General features: G+C 36.8%; 22 protein-coding genes. All 22 read left to right on the plus strand.

Annotation, left to right across the window (positions count from 1 at the left end; genetic code table 11):
* Positions 1-91 precede the first annotated feature (91 nt).
* The 22 genes from E7276_RS00215 to E7276_RS00320 all read left to right on the plus strand — a co-directional run bounded on the left by E7276_RS00215 (position 92) and on the right by E7276_RS00320 (position 21,610).
* Positions 92-1,099, plus strand: a complete 1,008-nt coding sequence (locus E7276_RS00215) for an NAD(P)H-dependent glycerol-3-phosphate dehydrogenase (RefSeq protein ID WP_294212287.1) — start codon at positions 92-94, stop codon at positions 1,097-1,099.
* Between the two features lie 191 nt (positions 1,100-1,290).
* Positions 1,291-3,414 (plus strand): anaerobic ribonucleoside-triphosphate reductase, encoded by a 2,124-nt coding sequence (nrdD, locus tag E7276_RS00220; RefSeq protein ID WP_294212288.1) that lies wholly within the window; start codon positions 1,291-1,293, stop codon positions 3,412-3,414.
* On the plus strand, positions 3,415-3,906 hold the full coding sequence (gene nrdG / locus E7276_RS00225) for an anaerobic ribonucleoside-triphosphate reductase activating protein (protein ID WP_294212290.1): 492 nt from the start codon (positions 3,415-3,417) through the stop codon (positions 3,904-3,906).
* Between the two features lie 19 nt (positions 3,907-3,925).
* Positions 3,926-4,363: a dUTP diphosphatase gene (dut, locus tag E7276_RS00230; RefSeq protein ID WP_294212291.1), complete on the plus strand. Its 438-nt coding sequence runs from the start codon at positions 3,926-3,928 to the stop codon at positions 4,361-4,363.
* A 77-nt stretch (positions 4,364-4,440) separates the two neighbouring features.
* Positions 4,441-6,366: a DNA gyrase/topoisomerase IV subunit B gene (locus tag E7276_RS00235; RefSeq protein ID WP_294212293.1), complete on the plus strand. Its 1,926-nt coding sequence runs from the start codon at positions 4,441-4,443 to the stop codon at positions 6,364-6,366.
* A gap of 89 nt (positions 6,367-6,455) precedes the next feature.
* Positions 6,456-8,696, plus strand: coding sequence for a DNA gyrase/topoisomerase IV subunit A (locus tag E7276_RS00240; RefSeq protein ID WP_294212295.1), 2,241 nt, complete (start codon positions 6,456-6,458; stop codon positions 8,694-8,696).
* Positions 8,697-8,770: 74 nt separating this feature from the next.
* Positions 8,771-9,346 carry a CPBP family intramembrane glutamic endopeptidase gene (locus tag E7276_RS00245; RefSeq protein WP_294212297.1) on the plus strand — a complete coding sequence of 192 codons (576 nt, stop codon included), beginning with the start codon at positions 8,771-8,773 and terminating at the stop codon, positions 9,344-9,346.
* Positions 9,347-9,360: 14 nt separating this feature from the next.
* Positions 9,361-9,828 (plus strand): methylglyoxal synthase, encoded by a 468-nt coding sequence (locus E7276_RS00250; protein WP_294212299.1) that lies wholly within the window; start codon positions 9,361-9,363, stop codon positions 9,826-9,828.
* Positions 9,829-9,843: 15 nt separating this feature from the next.
* The gene (locus E7276_RS00255) at positions 9,844-10,581 is read left to right on the plus strand and encodes a DUF308 domain-containing protein (protein WP_294212301.1); all 738 of its coding nucleotides are present in this window, start codon (positions 9,844-9,846) and stop codon (positions 10,579-10,581) included.
* A 6-nt stretch (positions 10,582-10,587) separates the two neighbouring features.
* On the plus strand, positions 10,588-11,739 hold the full coding sequence (locus E7276_RS00260; protein WP_294212302.1) for an Mbeg1-like protein: 1,152 nt from the start codon (positions 10,588-10,590) through the stop codon (positions 11,737-11,739).
* A 158-nt stretch (positions 11,740-11,897) separates the two neighbouring features.
* Positions 11,898-12,182, plus strand: a complete 285-nt coding sequence (gene groES / locus E7276_RS00265; protein ID WP_028243785.1) for a co-chaperone GroES — start codon at positions 11,898-11,900, stop codon at positions 12,180-12,182.
* Positions 12,183-12,229: 47 nt separating this feature from the next.
* Positions 12,230-13,864 carry a chaperonin GroEL gene (gene groL / locus E7276_RS00270; RefSeq protein WP_294212305.1) on the plus strand — a complete coding sequence of 545 codons (1,635 nt, stop codon included), beginning with the start codon at positions 12,230-12,232 and terminating at the stop codon, positions 13,862-13,864.
* A gap of 93 nt (positions 13,865-13,957) precedes the next feature.
* Positions 13,958-14,830 carry a DegV family protein gene (locus E7276_RS00275; protein WP_294212307.1) on the plus strand — a complete coding sequence of 291 codons (873 nt, stop codon included), beginning with the start codon at positions 13,958-13,960 and terminating at the stop codon, positions 14,828-14,830.
* Between the two features lie 41 nt (positions 14,831-14,871).
* Positions 14,872-16,146: an adenylosuccinate synthase gene (locus E7276_RS00280; RefSeq protein ID WP_294212309.1), complete on the plus strand. Its 1,275-nt coding sequence runs from the start codon at positions 14,872-14,874 to the stop codon at positions 16,144-16,146.
* Between the two features lie 62 nt (positions 16,147-16,208).
* Positions 16,209-16,856, plus strand: a complete 648-nt coding sequence (locus E7276_RS00285) for a hypothetical protein (RefSeq protein WP_294212311.1) — start codon at positions 16,209-16,211, stop codon at positions 16,854-16,856.
* A 108-nt stretch (positions 16,857-16,964) separates the two neighbouring features.
* The gene (locus tag E7276_RS00290; protein WP_294212312.1) at positions 16,965-17,495 is read left to right on the plus strand and encodes a hypothetical protein; all 531 of its coding nucleotides are present in this window, start codon (positions 16,965-16,967) and stop codon (positions 17,493-17,495) included.
* A gap of 21 nt (positions 17,496-17,516) precedes the next feature.
* The gene (locus E7276_RS00295) at positions 17,517-17,816 is read left to right on the plus strand and encodes an STAS domain-containing protein (protein ID WP_294212314.1); all 300 of its coding nucleotides are present in this window, start codon (positions 17,517-17,519) and stop codon (positions 17,814-17,816) included.
* A gap of 70 nt (positions 17,817-17,886) precedes the next feature.
* The gene (locus E7276_RS00300) at positions 17,887-18,297 is read left to right on the plus strand and encodes an ATP-binding protein (protein WP_294212315.1); all 411 of its coding nucleotides are present in this window, start codon (positions 17,887-17,889) and stop codon (positions 18,295-18,297) included.
* Between the two features lie 31 nt (positions 18,298-18,328).
* The gene (locus tag E7276_RS00305; RefSeq protein ID WP_294212316.1) at positions 18,329-19,216 is read left to right on the plus strand and encodes a ParB N-terminal domain-containing protein; all 888 of its coding nucleotides are present in this window, start codon (positions 18,329-18,331) and stop codon (positions 19,214-19,216) included.
* The gene (locus E7276_RS00310; RefSeq protein WP_294212318.1) at positions 19,203-19,700 is read left to right on the plus strand and encodes an HAD family hydrolase; all 498 of its coding nucleotides are present in this window, start codon (positions 19,203-19,205) and stop codon (positions 19,698-19,700) included. Before E7276_RS00305 ends, E7276_RS00310 begins: the two co-directional genes overlap by 14 nt.
* Positions 19,701-19,851: 151 nt before the next feature.
* Entirely contained in the window at positions 19,852-20,820 is a 969-nt protein-coding gene (locus E7276_RS00315) for a cyclic nucleotide-binding domain-containing protein (RefSeq protein ID WP_294212320.1), read from the plus strand.
* Positions 20,813-21,610 (plus strand): sugar phosphate isomerase/epimerase family protein, encoded by a 798-nt coding sequence (locus tag E7276_RS00320; RefSeq protein ID WP_294212322.1) that lies wholly within the window; start codon positions 20,813-20,815, stop codon positions 21,608-21,610. Before E7276_RS00315 ends, E7276_RS00320 begins: the two co-directional genes overlap by 8 nt.

Raw genomic sequence — 21,610 nt, forward strand, 5'->3', positions numbered from 1 at the left:
ATTTCTCAAGCGAATCGTATTAGATGAGCGGAGAAATTCTAAGGCTTGTAGCTGTGACCAGCGTAAATTTTATAAAGACTAGAGGTATTTAATGGCGAGAATTAGTGTTTTAGGAGCAGGCAGCTGGGGCATTGCCCTGGCTGTTATGCTTAATAAGAATGGTCATGATGTAAAGGTATGGTCACATCGACAGTCTCAAGTAGACCAGATGAATGATACCCATACTAGTGACAAAATAAAGGGAGTTAAGCTTCCAGAGTCAATGCTCTTTACAGCGGATATTGAGGATGCGGCTAAATCAGCAGATGTTGTTATGTTGGCTGTTCCATCAAAGGCCACTAGAGAAACAGCAGAGAAAATCAAACCTTTTGTTAATGAAAATCAGATTTTTATTACTGTTACAAAAGGTATTGAAGAAGAAACCTTATTTACTCAGACTGAAATTCTAGAAGATGTATTAGGAGATGATAAGCGCATATGCGTTTTATCTGGTCCTAGTCATGCGGAAGAGGTTGTTGTTTTCAAGCCTACACTTGTTGTAGCTGGATCTACAGACAGACAGACTTCACTTTTCGTGCAGAATCTTTTCATGAATAAATATTTCAGAGTTTATTCTTCCCCAGATGTTAAAGGAATTGAAGTAGGAGCAGCTCTTAAAAATGTTATTGCACTTGCTGCAGGTATGTCTGATGGGCTTGGATTTGGTGACAATGCCAAGGCTGCTTTAATTACTAGAGGAATCAAAGAAATTTCTGCTTTGGCGGTTGCTATGGGCGGTCAGTCTGAGACACTTGCTGGTCTTACTGGCGTAGGCGACTTGATTGTTACTTGCTCATCTATGCATTCAAGAAATAGAATGGCTGGATTTTATATTGGGCAAGGCATGAGCAAGGATGAGGCAATGGAAAAGGTTGCTATGGTTGTAGAAGGTGTATATTCTGCAAAAGCAGCTAAAAAGCTTGCTGAAAAATATGGTATTGAGATGCCTATAGTAGATGTTGTAAATGCAGTTTTATTTGATGGCATGGCAGCAAAAGATGCGGTTTATGAGCTTATGACACGTTCTAAAAAGGATGAGACATCTGATTTAGAATGGTAAAATATGACTGAATTGTGAAACTTTATTTTGTGGCACTTATGTCTATTGACTACTAGATAATGTGGTGGTAGTATAATTCTATCAACACAATATCTAGTAGTTTTTTATTTCAAGCAACTAGATATTGACTGAATATTATATACAATATAGGTTTTTGATTTTTATCAGATATATAAAACCCGGAGGTTGAGATGGATAGATTTGTAATTAAAAAGGATGGTGCTCTAGAGCGTTTTGATGTTCAAAAGGTTGTAGAGGCCGTTGGTAAATCAGCTACACGTGTGCTTGTTAAATTTACTTCTGAGCAGGAGAAATTTATATGTCAGTTTGTTGAGGAAAGAGTGGAGGAACTTGGCCTTGAGAAAATTGAGATTGCACAAATGCATAATATTGTTGAGGGTGCTTTGGAGCGCGTTAATCCAATGGTGGCAAAGAGCTACAGAGATTATCGAAACTACAAGCAGGATTTCGTACAGATGTTGGATGATGTTTATAAGAAGTCTCAGAACATTATGTACATCGGTGACAAGGAGAATTCAAATACAGATTCAGCGCTGGTATCTACAAAGCGTTCGTTAATTTTTAATGAGCTTAACCGCGAATTATACAAGAAATTCTTCCTTACAACAGAAGAAGTACAGGCTATCAGAGATGGATATATTTATATTCATGATATGAACGCTCGTCGTGATACTATGAATTGCTGCCTCTTTGATGTTAAATCTGTTCTTGAAGGCGGCTTTGAAATGGGAAATATTTTCTATAACGAGCCAAAGAGTCTTGATGTAGCCTTTGATGTTATTGGTGATATTGTCCTTTCAGCTGCCAGCCAGCAGTATGGTGGATTTACAATCCCTCAGGCAGATCAGATTTTAGAGAAATATGCTCAAAAATCATATGATAAATATTTCTCTAAATACGTTGATTTAGGCATTGATAAAGAGAAAGCTCATGAAGTATCAATGAAAGAAGTTGAGCGTGAAATGGAGCAGGGCTTCCAGGGCTGGGAGTACAAATTCAATACGGTAGCTTCATCTCGAGGAGATTATCCATTTATCACAGTTACAATCGGACTTGGAACATCTGTATTTGCAAAGATGGCATCAAAAGCATGCTTAAAGGTTCGTTCAATTGGACAGGGAAAACCTGGCTTTAAAAAGCCTGTTTTATTCCCAAAGATTGTATTCTTGTATGATGAGAATCTTCACGGACCGGGCGGAGAACTTGAGGATGTTTTTGAGGCAGGAATTGATTGCTCTAGAAAAACGATGTATCCTGATTGGTTGTCACTTACTGGAGAGGGTTACATTGCAAGCATGTACAAAAAATACGGCAAGGTAATTTCTCCAATGGGATGTAGAGCCTTCCTTTCACCATGGTATGAAAGGGGCGGCATGAATCCAGCAGATGATAAGGATGAGCCAGTATTTATTGGTAGATTCAATATTGGTGCTGTTTCACTTCATCTTCCAATGATTCTTGCAAAATCACGTCAGGAATCTAGAGACTTTTACGAGGTTCTCGATTACTATTTGGAGATGATTAGAAAGCTTCACATTCGTACATATGCATATCTTGGAGAAATGCGTGCATCTACAAATCCACTTGCATATTGTGAAGGCGGCTTCTATGGCGGACACCTTGGCTTCCACGACAAAATTAAGCCATTATTAAAGGCTGCAACAGCTTCATTTGGTATTACAGCATTTAATGAGCTTCAAGAGCTTTACAATGGTAAATCACTTGTAGAGGATGGCGAGTTTGCCCTTGAAGTTTTAAGACATATTAACGAAAAGGTTAATCAGTTCAAGGAGGAAGATGGCAACCTATATGCTATTTACGGTACTCCAGCTGAGAACCTTTGCGGCTTACAGGTAAAACAATTTAGAAATAAGTATGGCATTATTGAGAATGTATCTGATCGTGAGTACGTTTCTAATTCATTCCATTGCCATGTTACAGAAGATATTACACCAATCGAAAAGCAGGATAAGGAAGGACGTTTCTGGGAACTTTCTAATGGTGGCAAAATCCAGTATGTACGTTATCCAATTAATTACAACCGCGATGCTGTAAAGACACTTGTCCGTCGCGCTATGGACAAGGGATTTTACGAGGGCGTTAACCTTTCTTTATCATATTGTGATGATTGTGGTCACGAGGAGCTGGAGATGGATGTTTGCCCAGTTTGCGGCAGCAAGAACCTTACAAAAATTGACCGCATGAATGGTTATTTATCTTATTCTCGTGTAAAAGGCGATACCAGACTTAACGAGGCTAAAATGGCGGAAATCGCAGATAGGAAGAGTATGTAAATGAATTATCATAATATAACAAAGGATGATATGCTTAACGGCGATGGCTTACGAGTTGTGTTATGGGTGGCAGGTTGTGACCATCATTGCAAGGAATGTCAGAATCCAATAACTTGGGATCCTGATGGTGGCTTGAAATTTGATCAGGCTGCAAAGGATGAATTATTTGAAATATTAGCTAGAGATTATATTTCAGGAATAACTTTTAGTGGAGGTGACCCATTGTTTCCTGGAAATCGTGGTGAAGTGACGGAGCTTGCCCGGGAAATTAGGGAGAGGTTTCCCGGCAAGACCGTCTGGCTCTATACAGGATTCACCTATGAAGAGGTTAAATCTCTAGAAATTATGGAATATGTTGACGTTTTAGTTGACGGAGAATTTGAAATTGATAAGATAGATTTACAGGCAAAATGGAGAGGCAGCATCAATCAGCGGGTAATAGATGTTCCTCAGACAAGAAAGCTTAATCAAATCGTTTTGCATGTAGATTAATCAAGGAGAGAATAGTTAGATGAATATAAATATTACAAAACTTACTGACTCTGCGAAGCTTCCAGAGAGAGGCTCAGCTTTTGCGGCAGGTTATGATTTATTTGCTGATTTATCAGAGGAAGTAAGAATTGCACCACATGAGACTATTATGATTGGAACAGGTCTCGCGATGGAGATTCCTGAGGGATATTTTGGAGGAGTGTTTGCTCGCTCAGGTTTATCTGCTAAGGAAGGTCTTAGACCAGCAAATTGTGTCGGAGTTGTTGATTCTGATTACAGGGGAGAAGTTAAGGTTGCACTTCACAATGATTGTGAAATCGAAAGAATTGTTACACCAGCTGAAAAGATTGCACAGCTTGTTGTAGTTCCATTTCTTTCAGTTGAGTTTTCTGAAGTATCTGAGCTCTCAGATACAGCCCGTGGAGAGGGCGGATTTGGTTCCACAGGAAAACATTAGAATTGAATTTTTGGCGCCTGGTTTTCCCAGACGCCATTTCGCATGTTTTAATACTATTTTTGAAAGAGAGTAATTTTATGGCAAAAAAGGTAAACTATGATGCCAGCTCCATTTCTGTTTTAGAGGGGCTTGAGGCAGTTAGAAAACGTCCTGGAATGTACATAGGTTCAACCTCAAGAAAGGGACTAAATCATCTTATTTATGAGATAGTAGATAACTCAGTTGATGAACATTTAGCAGGCGAATGTGACACTATTCACGTCACTTTAGAGAAAGATGGCAGCTGTACTGTAGAGGATAACGGAAGAGGTATTCCTGTAGGAATGCATGCTAAGGGCGTTTCTGCTGCACGTTTGGTATTTTCTACACTTCATGCAGGTGGTAAATTTGATGATAGTGTTTACAAAACCTCCGGAGGTCTACATGGTGTCGGTTCTTCCGTAGTTAACGCACTTTCTGAATATATGGTAGTAGATATTTCCAGAGAAGGATATGTGCACCACGATAGATATGAGCGCGGTGTGCCTACAGAGAAATTGGTAGATGGACTTTTACCAAAGATTTCCAAAACAACAAAGCATGGTACTAAAATCAATTTCCTTCCTGACCCAGAAATCTTTGAGAAAACATATTTTAAAGAAGATGAGGTAAAGTCTAGACTTCATGAGACAGCTTACCTCAACCCAGGTCTTACTATTAACTATGCTGACTTACGAGGAGAGCAGCCTGAGTATCTTACTTTCCACGAGCCAGAAGGAATTAAGGGCTTTGTAAAAGAAATAAACAAAACTGCAGAGACTCTTCATGATGTAGTTTATTTCAAGGGTGAGGCTGACGGCATTGAAGTAGAGATTGCCTTCCAGTATTGCAATGAATTCAAAGAAAATATACTTGGATTCTGTAACAATATTTACAATTCTGAGGGCGGCACACATATTACTGGATTCAAAACAGTTTTGACTACTGTAATCAATAATTACGCTAGAGAATTAGGAATTTTAAAGGAAAAGGATGCAAACTTTACAGGCGCTGATGTTAGAAACGGTATTACAGCAATTGTTTCAATAAAGCATCCAGATCCTAGATTCGAAGGACAGACAAAAACAAAGCTTGATAACCCTGATGCTTCAAAGGCAACTCAAAAGGTTTGCCAAGATGAGTTCGTTTTATTCTTCGACAGAAACTTAGATACATTAAAGGCTATTATTGCTTGCGCTGAAAAGAGTGCCAAGATTAGAAAATCAGAAGAAAAGGCAAAAACAAATCTTCTTACAAAGCAAAAGTTTTCTTTTGATCAAAATGGTAAATTGGCGAACTGTGAATCTAGAGATTCAGAGAAATGTGAAATATTTATCGTAGAGGGAGATTCTGCCGGCGGTTCAGCCAAAAAGGCGAGAAACCGTATGTATCAGGCTATTATGCCTATCAGAGGTAAAATCCTCAATGTTGAAAAGGCATCAATGGACAAGGTTCTTGCTAATGCAGAAATCAAAACCTTAATAAATGCATTTGGATGTGGCTTTTCAGAAGGCTATGGAAATGATTTTGATATTTCAAAGCTACGATATGACAAAATTGTTATTATGGCCGATGCCGACGTGGATGGTGCTCATATCAGCACACTTTTGTTAACCTTCTTTTATAGATTTATGCCAGAACTTATTAGAGAAGGTCACGTATATATTGCTATGCCACCTCTCTACAAGGCAATTCCTTCAAAGGGAGAGGAAGAATACTTATATGATGATGTAGCTCTGGAAAAGTATCGTAAAAAGATGAATGGCAAAACATTTACTCTTCAAAGATACAAAGGTTTAGGAGAGATGGATGCAGAGCAGCTTTGGGAAACAACACTTGACCCAGAGCGCAGAAAGCTTAAACTAGTTGAAATTGAAGACGCTCTTATGGCATCTGAGGTTACAGAGCTTTTAATGGGTTCTGATGTTGCACCTCGTAAGGAATTTATCTATAAGCATGCAAGGGAGGCTGAAATTGATATTTAATCAATTTAGTCTTCTAAAACACGCCTTTTAAATGCCAATTACAAATGGCGTGTTTTCCCATATAGTTTCTAGAAAGGGCAATTTATTTTATGGCACAAGAAATAATTAGAACAGAATATTCGGAAATAATGCAAAAATCCTTCATAGACTATTCTATGTCAGTAATTCTTGCACGTGCAGTGCCTGATGTTAGAGATGGTCTAAAGCCTGTACAGCGTCGTACATTGTACGATATGTATGAGTTGAAGGTTGATTATAATAAACCATATAAGAAATCTGCTCGTATAGTTGGTGATACCATGGGTAAATATCATCCACATGGTGACAGCTCTATTTACGAAGCACTTGTTGTAATGAGTCAGGATTTCAAAAAATCACTTCCTCTTGTAGATGGTCATGGTAACTTTGGTTCTATCGAAGGAGATGGCGCTGCTGCAATGCGTTACACCGAGGCGCGTTTAGCAAAGGTTGCTCAGGAGGTTTATCTTGGAGACCTTGACAAAAATGTAGTAGATTTCGTACCAAACTATGATGAGACAGAAAAGGAGCCAGAGGTTCTTCCTGTAAGAGTTCCTAACATTCTTATTAATGGCTCAGATGGTATCGCTGTAGGTATGGTTACATCTATTCCACAGCACAACCTTGGCGAGGTTGTTGATGGCGTTATTGCCTACATGAAAAACCCTGATATCAATACAAAGGAAATGCTTGAGATAATTCCAGGACCAGATTTTCCAACAGGTGGAATTGTTACTAATAAGGACGATTTACTTGAGATATATTCTACTGGTATTGGAAAAATCAAGATTCGTGGTAAGGCAGAGATTGAAAAGATTAAGGGTGGCAAGGAACAAATTGTAATTAGCGAGATTCCTTATCCAATGATTGGTGCTAATATTGGTAAATTCCTTAATGATATTTACAACCTTGTTGAGACTAAAAAGACTAACGATATTACCGATATTTCAAATCAGTCTAAGGGCGAGCAGATGAAAATCGTTGTTGAACTGAGAAAAGGTGCTGATGCTCAAAATGTTCTTAATCTGTTATATAAGAAAACAAGACTCGAGGATACTTTCGGCGTTAACATGCTAGCTGTTGCTGATGGAAAGCCTGAAACACTTGGAATAGTTCCGATTATCAGACATCATGTTAATTTCCAATATGAGCTTTGCACTCGTAAGTACACACACCTTCTTGATAAAGAAAACGACAAAAAAGAAATCCAAGAAGGTTTAATAAAGGCCTGTGATGTTATTGATTTGATTATTGAAATCCTTCGAGGTTCAAAGGATGTTAAACAAGCAAAGGCTTGTTTGGTTGATGGTATTACAGCTGGTATCAAATTCAAATCAGAGCAATCTAAGAGAGATGCAGAACAGCTTAGATTTACAGATCGTCAGGCTCAGGCAATCCTTGATATGAGACTTCATAGATTGATTGGCTTGGAAATCGAGGCACTTCGTGCAGATTATGATGAGACTTTGAAAAAGATTGCCCAGTACACCAAAATACTTGGTTCTCGTGGTGAAATGGCAAAGGTTATCATTAAGGATCTTCAGGCAATTAAAAAGGAATATGCTAGAGAGCGTCGCACATTAATTGATAATGTAGAAGAAGCTGTTGTTGAGGAAAAACCAATTGAGGTTATTGATGTAGCTGTTCTTATTGACAGATTTGCATATGCAAGAGTAGTTGATATGCCTACATTCGAGAGAAATAAAGAGGCTGCAGAGCAAGAATCTAAAAAGATTATTTTCTGTAAAAATATTGATAAAATATGTCTTTTCACTGAAAAGGGAGATATGCATACCATTAAGGTGCTGAGCCTTCCATTTGGTAAATTTAGAGACAAAGGGCAACCAATTGATACTGCTGAAAAGGGATCAAAAATCGATCTTACAAAGGAAAACCTTCTTCTAGCAGATTCTATGTCAAACATCATTACTAAAAAGCTTTTATTTGGTACAAAGCAGGCAATGATAAAAGTTGTAGATGGTAGCGAGTTTGATGTATCTAGAAAGCTTATTGCAGCAACAAAGCTTGCAGACAAGGATGAGGTTATTTGTGTTAAAATCCTAAATGAAACTGATACTGTTGTTATGCAGTCTTCAAAAGACATGTTCTTAAGAATTGAAGCAGCTTCTATTCCAGAGAAAAAGAAGACAGCAGTTGGTGTTCGCGGAATGAAGCTTTCATCTGGGGATGAGCTTATAGATATTCATGTTCTTACAGATGGAGAAGCAAAGGACGTTAAAGTAAAAGGCAAAGCAGTTGCTTTAAATCGACTTCACGTTGGTTCTCGTGACACTAAAGGAGTTAAGAAATAAAATTGAAGCCCATTAAATTCAATCATGTACTTCAAATTCTATATCCGATAATTGTTTATCTGGTAGTGTATCAAATGGGATATGGTGTTATATTTTCGCTAATAGGTGGGAAATATGGCTCACTTGCCTGCTTATTAATTGCAGCAATTATATGCTTGATCCCTATTACCATTATTTATCGTGCTGTACCACACTTGATACCAAATCCAGAGATTACTAAGAAAGACATAATCAAATATGTTTGCTGGATTGTTGGAATTGTAATTCTTGGACTTTTAGTGAACATTGTTTTGACACATAGTGGCCTGGTAAATACGTCTAATGGGTTTAAAAGAGCTTCAAATACTCTAACGGATGGTACTTTTGTTATAAAGATTATGTGCAATGTTGTAGCTGTTCCACTTTTAGAGGAAATACTTGTAAGGGGGATTATTGCTGGGCAATTAGCAATATGGCAAAATCCCCTTTTTGCTGTAGCTATTTCTTCGATTTTTTTTGGAATTTTACACAATAATATAGTACAATTCATTTATGCATTAATTATTGGTATTGCACTTGGATTTATGTATATTAATACTAAAAGACTATCTCTTTGTATTATTGCCCATGCTCTTATCAATTTTTTTGTTATTATTATTACTAATCTTTAATTGGGAGGAATATAATGGAAGAGAAGATTACACTTACTATTGGGAAGCAGAAAAACATTGCGCTTATTGCTCATGATGGCAAAAAGCCAACTTTAATTCAGTGGTGCGAGGATAATAAAGAAATTCTTAAAAAACATTTTCTTTGTGGAACTGGTACTACAGCTAGGATGATTTCTGATAAAACAGGTCTTCCTGTTAGAGGATACAATTCAGGTCCACTTGGCGGAGACCAGCAAATTGGCGCAAAGGTTGTTGAAGGCAGAATTGATTTGATAATTTTCTTTTCTGATCCACTTACAGCTCAGCCACATGATCCAGATGTAAAAGCACTTACAAGAATAGCTCAGGTATACGATATTCCAATTGCTCTTAATAAGGCATCTGCAGATTTCATGATTAAGTCTGAGTTTATGAATGAGTCATATGATCATGATGTAATAAATTTCCAAAAAAATATAGCGGATAGAGCAAATACTCTTTAAACTAGGAGGATTTATATGTCTAAAAAAAGTGAAGAGATTAAAAATTCAAAAGCTGGCATAGTAGCACATATTATTGGTTCAATTGCCTATATTGCTATTGGCGTTTGCCTTTTGACTTTGGATGTAAGTTTAATTTCAAGGCTTGCATATTCTTGTTCAGTATTAGCTGGTGGCATTTTATTTATATGCTTCGGTGCATATTATATGCTCAAATATTTCTTTAATCATGAATACACAAGAGTATCTAACTATGGTTTTACCATGGGTGTAATACTTGTAATTATTGGTTCAGCATTTATTTTTAAGGCTAACTACATTTCAGGATTTATAGACGTTATAGTTTGTATTATAGGCGGCTTATTTGGAGCTATTATGCTTCAACAGACATTTGCTTTATTTCACATGCAAAGAGGAACTTGGATAATCACTCTTTTGTTTGGAGCTGCAACAATAGCTGCTAGTGTATACATGCTTTTGAATAATGCGAAATTCTTCAACGGTGTATTTTTAAATACTGTTTATATGATTGCTGTTGGAGGAGTTTCACTATTTTCTTTACTTCTTATGGTTATTGGATTAAGAGACCATAACAAGGATTTGAAGGAAAAACCAAATAAAAAGAAAGCCTCTGTAAACGAAAAAGAAGATACACTTGATGATTCTATTTTTGAGGATGAGCCTGTGGTACAAGTTATCGATCTTCCAGATGATGAAGTTCCACCAGTAGGTTCAGATGCCTTTTTTGAGGAATAGTTATTTATGGCAAATATTGAAGATTATTTAACTTGGAGAGCGGATGTTCCATTTTCAGTGGACCCATTTAATGAAGTGGATGCACTAATTTTGTGTGAGCTTGTTTATTCTCCATTTGATGGTATCGTTCCGGGACCAGGACACAAGGTTAAATTATCAATAGAAGAAGTTTGCCAGTCATTTTTTGAAAAATATAACGAGGAGGAACTCTTGAGTACAACTGCGTCTACGAGAGTTGCTCCTTTTTTGATGCGAAAAATGATAAATACAAATCGATTTGGTGGAACAAAGCTCACTGGCTTTGTAAATGACATTGATATTGAACGTCAGAGTCAATTTTCTTGCTGTTGCTTTTATTTAAAGGATGGAACAGTTTTTGTAGCTTTTAGAGGCACTGATGACACTTTAGTTGGATGGAAAGAAGACTTTAACTTATGTTTTTCTAGTGGTACAGGTGGACAATTAAAAGCGGTAGAGTATTTGAACAATTATCTGGCTCGAACAATGCGTCCTATTAGGGTAGGAGGCCATTCAAAAGGTGGTAATTTTGCTGTATACAGCTGTGCTTTTTCGAAACCACATATCAAGGATAATCTTATAGAGATATTTAATTTTGACGGGCCAGGCTTTATAGAGGAAATTCTTGAGGAGCCTAAATATAAATCAATTATTAAAAGAACACATAAATTTATTCCAAAGGAATCCATAATTGGTATGCTAATGCATTCCAAAGCCAAAACTAAAATTGTTAGTTCTGAAGAAAAGGGAATATATCAACATAATATAATGAATTGGAAGGTTGAGCGAAATCATTTGATTTACGAAGATAGTCTTTCTACTAATTCTGTAACAATTGATAAAACAATAAAAAAGTGGGCCGGACAGTTTGACTATGAGACTAGAGAGCTATTTGGAGAAGTGTTTTTTGCTTCGTTGCTTACTTCATCAGGTGCATCTAATTTATCCGAGCTTTCCAGCAAAAAAATTAAATCTATTGCATCGTTAACAAAAGAAGTTCAATCCCTTGATGAACAGAATCAGGTCTTGATTATGGATGTAATAAAAGGGCTTGCATTAGCAGGGGGAGAAAGCTTTAAAAATTCTATCATTTCTAAGTTTACTAAAAATGAAAAAGTGAGAAAAGAAGAGAAAAAGTGAGAAATAAAGAGTATTAAATAGGATTGTGTAGAAATACGATAACGGGCTTTGTTTGCAAGTATTTCAATACAATCCTATTATACTTTTTGTGGTTAGCACTCGATGATGATGAGTGCTAATAAATAAAATTGATAATATAATTTAGGAGGTAATATAAAATGAAATTAGTTCCATTAACTGACAGAGTTGTATTAAAACAGTGTGAAGCAGAAGAGACTACAAAGTCTGGTATTATTTTAGCTTCAGCTGCACAGGAGAAACCACAGGAGGCTATGGTAATCGCAGTTGGTCCTGGCGGGGTTGTAGATGGTAAAGAAATTACAATGCAGGTAAAAGAAGGCCAGAAGGTTATTTATTCTAAATATGCTGGTACAGAAGTAAAGCTTGAAGGCGAAGAATATATCATTGTTCGTCAGAACGATATTCTTGCAGTAGTAGAATAATTTTTGATTAATCTTGAATCCTAATAATTGAAAGTGAGGTAAAAATCATGGCAAAAGAAATCAAATATGGCGCAGAAGCTAGACAGGCTCTTGAAGCTGGTGTAGATAAATTAGCAAATACAGTTAGAGTAACAATCGGACCTAAGGGACGTAACGTAGTTCTTGCAAAGTCTTACGGTGCTCCACTTATCACAAACGATGGTGTTACTATCGCAAAGGATGTTGAGCTTGATGATCCATTCGAGAACATGGGGGCTCAGCTTGTGAAGGAAGTTGCTACAAAGACAAATGATGTTGCAGGTGACGGTACTACAACAGCTACAGTACTTGCTCAGGCAATGGTTAAGGAAGGTATGAAGAACCTTGCTGCAGGTGCTAACCCAATCGTTCTTAGAAAGGGTATGAAGAAGGCTGTAGAATGCGCTACAGAAGCAATCGTTGGCATGTCTAAGGCTGTAGATGGCAAGGAGCAGATTGCAAGAGTTGCTGCTATTTCTGCTGGTGATGATGAAGTAGGTCAGATGGTAGCTGACGCTATGGAAAAGGTTTCTAACGATGGTGTTATCACAATCGAGGAATCTAAGACAATGCAGACAGAGCTTGACCTTGTAGAAGGTATGCAGTTCGATAGAGGATATATCTCAGCATATATGTGCACAGATATGGACAAGATGGAAGCAAACCTTGATGATCCATATATCCTTATCACAGACAAAAAGATTTCTAACATTCAGGATCTACTTCCAGTTCTTGAGCAGATTGTTCAATCTGGTGCTAGACTTCTTATTATCGCTGAGGATATTGAGGGCGAGGCTCTTACAACACTTATCCTTAACAAGCTTCGTGGTACATTCAATGTAGTTGCTGTTAAGGCACCAGGCTATGGTGATAGAAGAAAAGAGATGCTTCAGGATATCGCTATTCTTACAGGTGGACAGGTTATTTCTGAGGAAGTTGGTCTTGAGCTTAAGGATACAACTCTTGAGCAGCTTGGTCGTGCTAAGTCTGTTAAGGTTAACAAAGAGAACACAACAATCGTTGATGGTTTGGGTGACAAGGATGCTATCGAAGCTAGAGTTGCTCAGATTAGAGGTCAGATTGAGGAAACAACATCTGAATTTGATAAAGAGAAGCTTCAGGAAAGACTTGCTAAGCTCGCTGGTGGTGTTGCAGTTATCCGCGTAGGTGCTGCTACAGAAACAGAGATGAAGGAAGCTAAGCTTCGTATGGAAGATGCTCTTAATGCTACACGTGCAGCTGTTGAGGAAGGTATCATCTCAGGTGGTGGTTCTGCTTACATTCATGTTCAGAAGAAGGTTGCAGAGCTTGCTGAGACACTTACAGGTGATGAGAAAACAGGTGCTAACGTAATCGTTAAGGCTCTTGAGGCACCACTTTTCTACATTGCTGCAAATGCAGGTCTTGAAGGATCTGTAATCATTAACAAGGTTCGTGATTCTGAGGATGCAATCGGATTTGATGCTTACAATGAGGAGTATGTAAATATGGTTAAGGCTGGTATCCTTGATCCAGTTAAGGTTACAAGAACAGCTCTTCAGAATGCCGCTTCAGTTGCTTCTACACTCCTTACAACAGAGTCTGTAGTTGCTGATATTAAGGAACCTGCTGCTGACGCCGCTGCTGCAGCTGCTGCCGCAGGTGGAATGGGTGGAATGTACTAATTTTTCCATAAATCGGTTCACATTCACCGCTGGTTATGGTAATATAATCAGCGGTGTTTTTTTTATTTTAAACCTATTATTTTGAGGTGATTTATGAGCAAAGTTGCGATACTTACAGATAGTAATAGTGGCATTACACAGGCAGAGTCAAAGAAACTTGGTATTTTTGTTGAACCAATGCCATTCTATATTGATGGACAACTTTATTATGAGGATATAGATCTTACTCAGGAGGAGTTTTACAAGAAGCTTACTGAGGGTGGAGAGATTACTACTTCGATGCCAATTACTGGCAATCTTATGGATTCTTGGGAAGGCCTTCTCAAGGATTATGATGAAGTTGTATACATTCCTATGTCATCAGGGCTTTCTTCTTCATGTGCTACAGCTAAAATGCTTGCAGAAGATTATGAAGGTCGTGTTGTTGTTGTAGATAATCAGCGTATTTCTGTTACACAGAAGCTTTCTGCATTAGAGGCAAAGAAATTAGCTGATTTAGGAAAGAGTGCACAGGAAATTTGCGATGCACTTATGAGCAATAAATCAGAGTCTACTATTTATATTACAGTGGACACATTGGAATATCTTAAAAAGGGTGGACGTTTAACTCCAGCTGTTGCTGCTATAGGTTCATTACTTAAGATTAAACCAGTTCTTTCAATCTATGGTGAAAAGCTTGATAAATATAGTATGGCTCGTACCATGAAGGCTGCAAAGCAAACAATGATAGAAGCCTTGAAAAAGGATATGAAAGAAAGATTACATACAGACAACTTTGATGATGTCATTATTTCGGTTGCTCATACCCAGAATCAGGAGGCAGCAGAGGCATTCAGAACTGAGCTTCTTAAGGAATTCCCGGTTAAAGAAATATGGATTGATCCGTTATCGCTTTCAGTTTCATGTCATATCGGTCCAGGCGCATTAGCTTGCACTGTGACAAAGAAATTGATTGATATAGATTAATGATTTATTAAATAAATCAGATGCTTTCTAGGAGGATAATTATGGTAAAAGCGGTTGTTGGAGCCAATTGGGGCGATGAAGGAAAAGGTAAAATCACAGACATGATGGCTGCTGATGCAGACATTATTGTGAGATTCCAAGGAGGAGCAAATGCAGGACATACCATTGTAAACAATTACGGAAAATTTGCACTTCATACTTTACCTTCAGGTGTATTCTATAATCACACCACAAGCATTATTGGAAATGGTGTTGCTCTTAATATCCCTGTACTTATGAAGGAGATTAAGTCAATTGAGGAAAAAGGCGTTCCTGCACCACACATCTTGGTTTCAGATAGAGCTCAGATTGTAATGCCTTACCATATTCTTTTTGATCAGTACGAAGAGGAGAGATTAGGAAAAGCTTCCTTCGGATCTACAAAGAGCGGAATTGCTCCTTTCTATTCAGATAAATATGCAAAGGTTGGTTATCAGGTACAGGAACTCTTTGACGATGAGTTACTCAAGGAAAAGGTTCAGCGTACATGTGACCAAAAGAATGTTTTACTTGAACATTTATATCACAAGCCACTTATTAATCCTGATGAGTTACTTAATACACTTCATGAATATAGAGATATGATTGCTCCTTATGTTTGTGATACATCTGCATACCTTTGGAATGCACTCAAGGAAAATAAAACTATCCTTCTTGAAGGTCAGTTAGGTACATTAAAGGATCCTGATCACGGAATTTACCCAATGGTAACTTCATCATCTACACTTGCAGCTTACGGTTGCGTTGGTGCTGGTATTCCTGCTCAGGAATTGAAGCAGGTTGTTACAGTATGCAAGGCTTATTCTTCAGCTGTTGGAGCTGGTGCTTTTGTCTCTGAGATTTTTGGAGATGAGGCAGATGAGCTTAGACGTCGCGGCGGTGATGGTGGTGAGTTCGGTGCTACTACAGGTCGTCCTCGCCGTATGGGTTGGTTCGATTGCGTTGCATCTAAGTATGGCTGTAGAATGCAGGGTACAACTGATGTTGCCTTTACAGTAGTTGATGTACTTGGATATCTTGATGAAATTCCAGTTTGTGTTGGCTATGAAATCGACGGAGAAGTTACAACAGATTTCCCTGTTACAAGCAAATTGGAGAAGGCAAAACCAGTGCTCAAGACTCTTCCAGGATGGAAATGCGATATTCGCGGTATTAAGAAATACGAGGATCTTCCTGAAAATTGCAGAAATTATATTGAATTTATCGAAAAGGAAATTGGATTCCCTATCACAATGGTTTCTAATGGACCTGGACGAGATGATATTATCTATAGATAAAGAAATTAAAATGCTTTACAATATTTATTGTAAAGCATTTTTTTTACATTAGTGGGGTGAATATGAAAAATTTATTTAAAAATAAGCTTTATTTAATCGCATCATTTCTAGTGGTTTTAATTCTAATTCTTGTAATTGTATTTAGCTTTATCAAAACGAATAATCCAAGCAACATTCAAAATGCAAAAAAACAATCAAATGCTACGGCTGATTTGCCACAAGCAGACGAAGAGGAGGATTCTGGTGAGCCTAGTCATGCAGAAACATTAGATGCAGCTAGCGAAACCGAAGATGAAGGACAACAAATCTTTTTTATTGAGAAATCTGATGTTCAAAAATTTTCTTTGACCGATGCAAATGGAATACTTCTTGAGTTTCAACGAGATGGTGATCAATGGATTTGCACTGATGAAGAATCCTTGGATTTAAATGAGGAAAGAGTAGATAAGATTTTAAATTACATATGTGATGTTAGGTTTGTAGAATCATATATTTCTGAAGATGGAAGCGAATATGGTCTAACAGCTGATTCTGATATTTTTGTGGTTGAGGACTCTGGTGGCAATGATGTATATGTTTGTTTAGGGGATGTAGATGAAAGCGATGGCGGTATATATTTTGCGCTAAACTATGACTATACACAAGTGTTTAAAAACAGCGGCAAGCTATCAAATGTTTGCAAATATTATATTGAAGAATTGATTGAGTAATGGACATTTATGAAAAAATTGTGAAACATTTTCAATTCATTGTACCGAAAAAACAGATAGAGTATAATAATTAATAAGATTTCAAACAATTAAATAGGGGGTAAACAGATGGAATCTGAGCATGTTTTGATTGGTAACATCAAAGATAACTTCGATAGAGTAGAAGATATTCTAGATAATTATCTTTTCAGAATCGGCATCACTGGAAAAAACGATCTTAGATTTACGCTTTTATCGGAAGAGGCACTTAGACTCGCACGCTCCATTGTGGAGGATGACAGCGGAATAGAAATTTGGTTTGAAGGTGATGACAAGGTTTCTCATATTTATTTGAGAATAAAAGGTACATTCGATGCTAATAAAGAAGAAGAATTTGTATCCATTTCATCATCAGGAACTAATAGTTCTGATAAAACATTTTTTGATGAGTTGAAGCGATTCTTTGTTAAGCCACAAAAGGCTACATGGTCATTGGCGGAATATACAAGGGAACTCAATGAGAAGAAGCAGCAGGACAAATATGCCCAGGATTCATGGGATAACTTAGAACGTTCCGTTATTGCTAATTTGGCAAATGATATTGTAGTTCAAGTAAAAGATGGAATTGTAGTTATGGATATAACTAAAAAACTTGATTAATTTTAGGAGGAGGATGCAATTATGCTAAACATTACAAATGCTAAGGATGGGGACAAATTGATTGTAGAATTGGAAGGAAGACTTGATACTACCACATCTCCTCAATTAGAAGAAAATATGAGTGAGCAATTAGGAGGTGTTACACAGCTTACATTTGATTTGGCTAAGCTGGAGTACATTTCAAGTGCAGGACTTAGAGTTCTATTATCATCTCAAAAAACTATGAATAAGCAGGGCGAAATGATTGTAAAGAATGTTTCTGAAGAGGTTCAGGAAATTTTTGAGGTTACTGGTTTCTCTGACATTTTTACTATTCAATAAAAGTAAAATATAAAGGGGGCGGAATGTTACCGCTCCCTTGTTCTTTATTTAAGGAAGAGAGGAATATTCTTTGGATAAATTGATAGTAGAGAGTACGAAAGATAATCTCAACAAAGTGCTTTCATTTATTGACGCCAAATTAGAAGCTATTCAATGCCCTATGAAAGCTCAAATGAAAATTGATGTGGCTGTAGAAGAAATTTTCATTAACATTGCAAGCTATGCATATGGAAATGAAGTTGGAAATGCTGAAATTATTTTAGATATCAATGATTCTAATACTAAGGCTACTATTACCTTTGTTGATGAAGGAATTCCATATAATCCTTTAGAAAAAGATGATCCTGATACAACCCTTTCTGCAGATGAAAGACAAATTGGTGGGTTGGGAATTTTTATCGTAAAGAAAAGTATGGATTCCGTAGAATATAAAAACCAAGAGGGCAAAAATATTTTAACTATTTCTTATTGTTGGAGTTAATAGTGGGAGTTAATAGTGGGAGTGTTTCTATATGGCTAATTTCACTAACAGGCAGTTTGATAATTATATAGCTGAGGAAATTGAAAAATATTCTGGTATAGCGATGCCGTTAAAGGCAGGCCTTTTAAATCGGATGCTGATAAGAAAGGAAACCTGTACAAAATTACATCCTAATCCAGAAGACGAGTTTTCAATACCTTCTGTAGGACCTAGTTATCGTATCATCTCAGAATATGAACAGAAATTCATAAGGAATATACGTACTAATCAGGATTATTTTAAGGGTGAGGAGCCTATTATCGTTGAAAAAATGCACCCTGATGGCTATATGATTTTGAATGGTCATCATAGATGGGCAGCGGCTCTAATGCTTGGATATTCTAAGATACCAATTCAAATAGTTAATGTTACCCATAAAACAGATATTAAAGAAATTCTTAGAAATTCTAAACATAATCGTCGAGTTACTTTTGATTTAGATGAAGTTATATTCTGTGATGATTTGCAAAAGGCAGAGAAAGCCTTGACATTTCCTTTTGATAAATTCTACAAAGAGAGATTGCGCCTTGGAGTGCCAGCTTTATTTAGGGCATTAGAGAAGTGCGGATATGATGTTTGGCTTTATAGTGCAAAGTATTACTCTATTGATTACATTAAGGCATTATTTAAAAAGTACCATGTAGATATAACTGGTATTGTTACTGGTACAGGGAAAAAGAATAATAAAGAAGACCGAAAAGCTATTGAAGAGCTCATTTCAGCGAGATATTTGTACACCTTACATATTGATAATGATATGGTGGTGAATATTAATACTTCGACTAAAGAGTTTGATGAATACGAAATTTCTGATGCTTCTACATGGTCTAAAGATGTTATTGAAATAATTAGGGAGATTAATAGGGATGAAGAGCCATGAGACCACGGAAAAAATGCGGGTTTCTTTTGATTTAGATGAAGTTTTGTTTGTATCACCAGATACCCATAAAACAGAGAAGCCATTAATATTTCCTTTAAATAAAATATTTAAAGAACGGCTTAGACTAGGGACTACTGAGCTTATAAATGAACTTCAAAATCTTGGTTATGAGGTGTGGGTGTACACTTCTTCCTTTAGAACTGAAAAATATATAAAGTGGCTATTTAGATTTTATCACGTGCGATTTGATGGAATTGTAAACGCTCAAAGGCATTTGAAGGAAGTTCAGGGAAACAATAAAACAATATTGCCTCAGAAATTGCCTAGCAGATATAGAATTTCACTACATATAGATGATGAGAATATTGTTTGCTCCCTTGGCAAGCAATATGGATATAATACATATCAGCTGGATGCACAGGATGATGATTGGAAAGAAAAAATAGTGAAGAGGGCTGAACAAATCAAAAATAATTGCTTGTAACAATATTTTAGGTAATAGTCTGATAATATATGAAATATCTGTTTAAATTGTGTGAATAGCACATCGGTAGTATTGCTTACTGATTATTGTAATAATATAATCATGTTAATTAGTTTAAAGGTTAGCTTAGACAGAAAGGCGGGGGGATTTTATGAGCTTACAGGAATTTAAAACAAATGAAGTGATTTTTAAAGAGGGCGCTCCAGGTGAGAGTATGTTTATTATATCAGAGGGAACTGTTGGTATTTACTTAAAGTATGGGGAGCCTGATGAGCAAAAGATAAAAACACTTCATGAAAATCAGATTTTCGGAGAAATGGCAGTTATAGAGTATTATCCTCGTAGTGCTACCGCTATTGCTCTTAGTGATACAAAATTAATTGAGGTTAAATCTGGTCAGATGAGTGACTATTTCAAGTCTCATCCTGATAGAATCATTCAGGTTATGCAGCAATTAAGCATGAGAATTAGAGAGCTCACATTAGATTATGATGAGGTTACTAAGCTTGTGGCTCAATTGAAAGAGGCCTCAAATGAAGGAAAGAAAAATCCTTCGTTACTAGAAAAATTAAAGGGCTTTATTAAGTCTGCCGACAAGAAGAAAAATGGTGAAATTTCCAGCGTTGAATCAATGCGTCAGGTAGGTGCAGTTTCTCATTCTTCTGGTTTTACTTTAAATGTTGAATCTTATCCTAAGGGAACAGTTATATTTAAAGAAGGAGATCCAGGAAAATGTATGTATGATATCCATTATGGTAAGATCGGTATCTACAAGAATTACGGTAAGGCTGATGAATTGCTTTTGACTACACTTTCAGAAAATAAATTCTTTGGTGAAATGGCCATGCTAGATGATGACAAGCGTAGTGCAACTGCTGTGGTTATCTCAGATGAGCCCGCTACAGTTGAATGCATAACAACTGGCGATTTAATAGATTTATTTGAAAATAATCCACCAAAGGTAGAGATGATTCTTGCTCATATGTCTTCTAGACTTCGTAAGCTTACAAATGAATACCTTAAAGCTTGCGATTTATTCTATGAATTCTATACAGCAGAAACTTGGGACGCTACTTTACAGAAAAAGGCTGAATCATTTAATGTAGAATATTATGATTAATAATATGGATAAAATAACAAAGAACCATACTCTTTTTCAAATACAGCCAACTTTTAATGCTCGAAATGAGTATGAAAAGCTTGCGGATGAGGAAGGGTTATTATACGAATTAATTGAATTGTCAACGCCTCCCGCTCTCAATGAGAGCGGGTTTTTTTCTAATGCTTTGGAATGGTACAAAAGTACAGGACGAGTAAATTCTTTTCACGGTGTATTTATAGATATAAATCCGGCATCTGGGGATAAGCTTTTAAAGGGATTATCAAGGAAACGCATGAAGGAAAGCTGTGTCACAGCGTTAGCTTTGGGAGCGAAAAATATAGTTTTTCACTGCAGCTGCTTCCCGTTTTTGAGAGGTGGATATTTAGACAATTGGGTGAAGGAATCTGCAGAATTCTACTTGGAACTACTTGATGAATATAAGTTAAATATTTATGTTGAAAATAGCTTTGATGTGGACGCAACTCCTCTTAAGGAATTAATGAAAGCCATTAATAACAATCATGTGAGAGTTTGCCTGGACTTTGGGCATGCTAATTACAGCAGGCTTCCACTGGAACAGTGGTTTGAAAGCCTTGGAGAATATATAGGATATTTACATATTTCAAATAATATGGGAGATTTTGACGACCATTTGCCTGTTTTGGATGGCAATATTGATTGGGAAAAGGTAAACAAGCTTTGTGGGGAATTAGATAAAAACACTCCGATAACCCTAGAAGTTAACACAATAGACAATATCAGGAGTGCATTAGATTTCTTCAAAGAAAATCATCTATTCGGAATGTAA

Origin of the sequence: Pseudobutyrivibrio sp., assembly GCF_015057185.1 — a bacterium.
Lineage (GTDB): Bacteria > Bacillota > Clostridia > Lachnospirales > Lachnospiraceae > Pseudobutyrivibrio.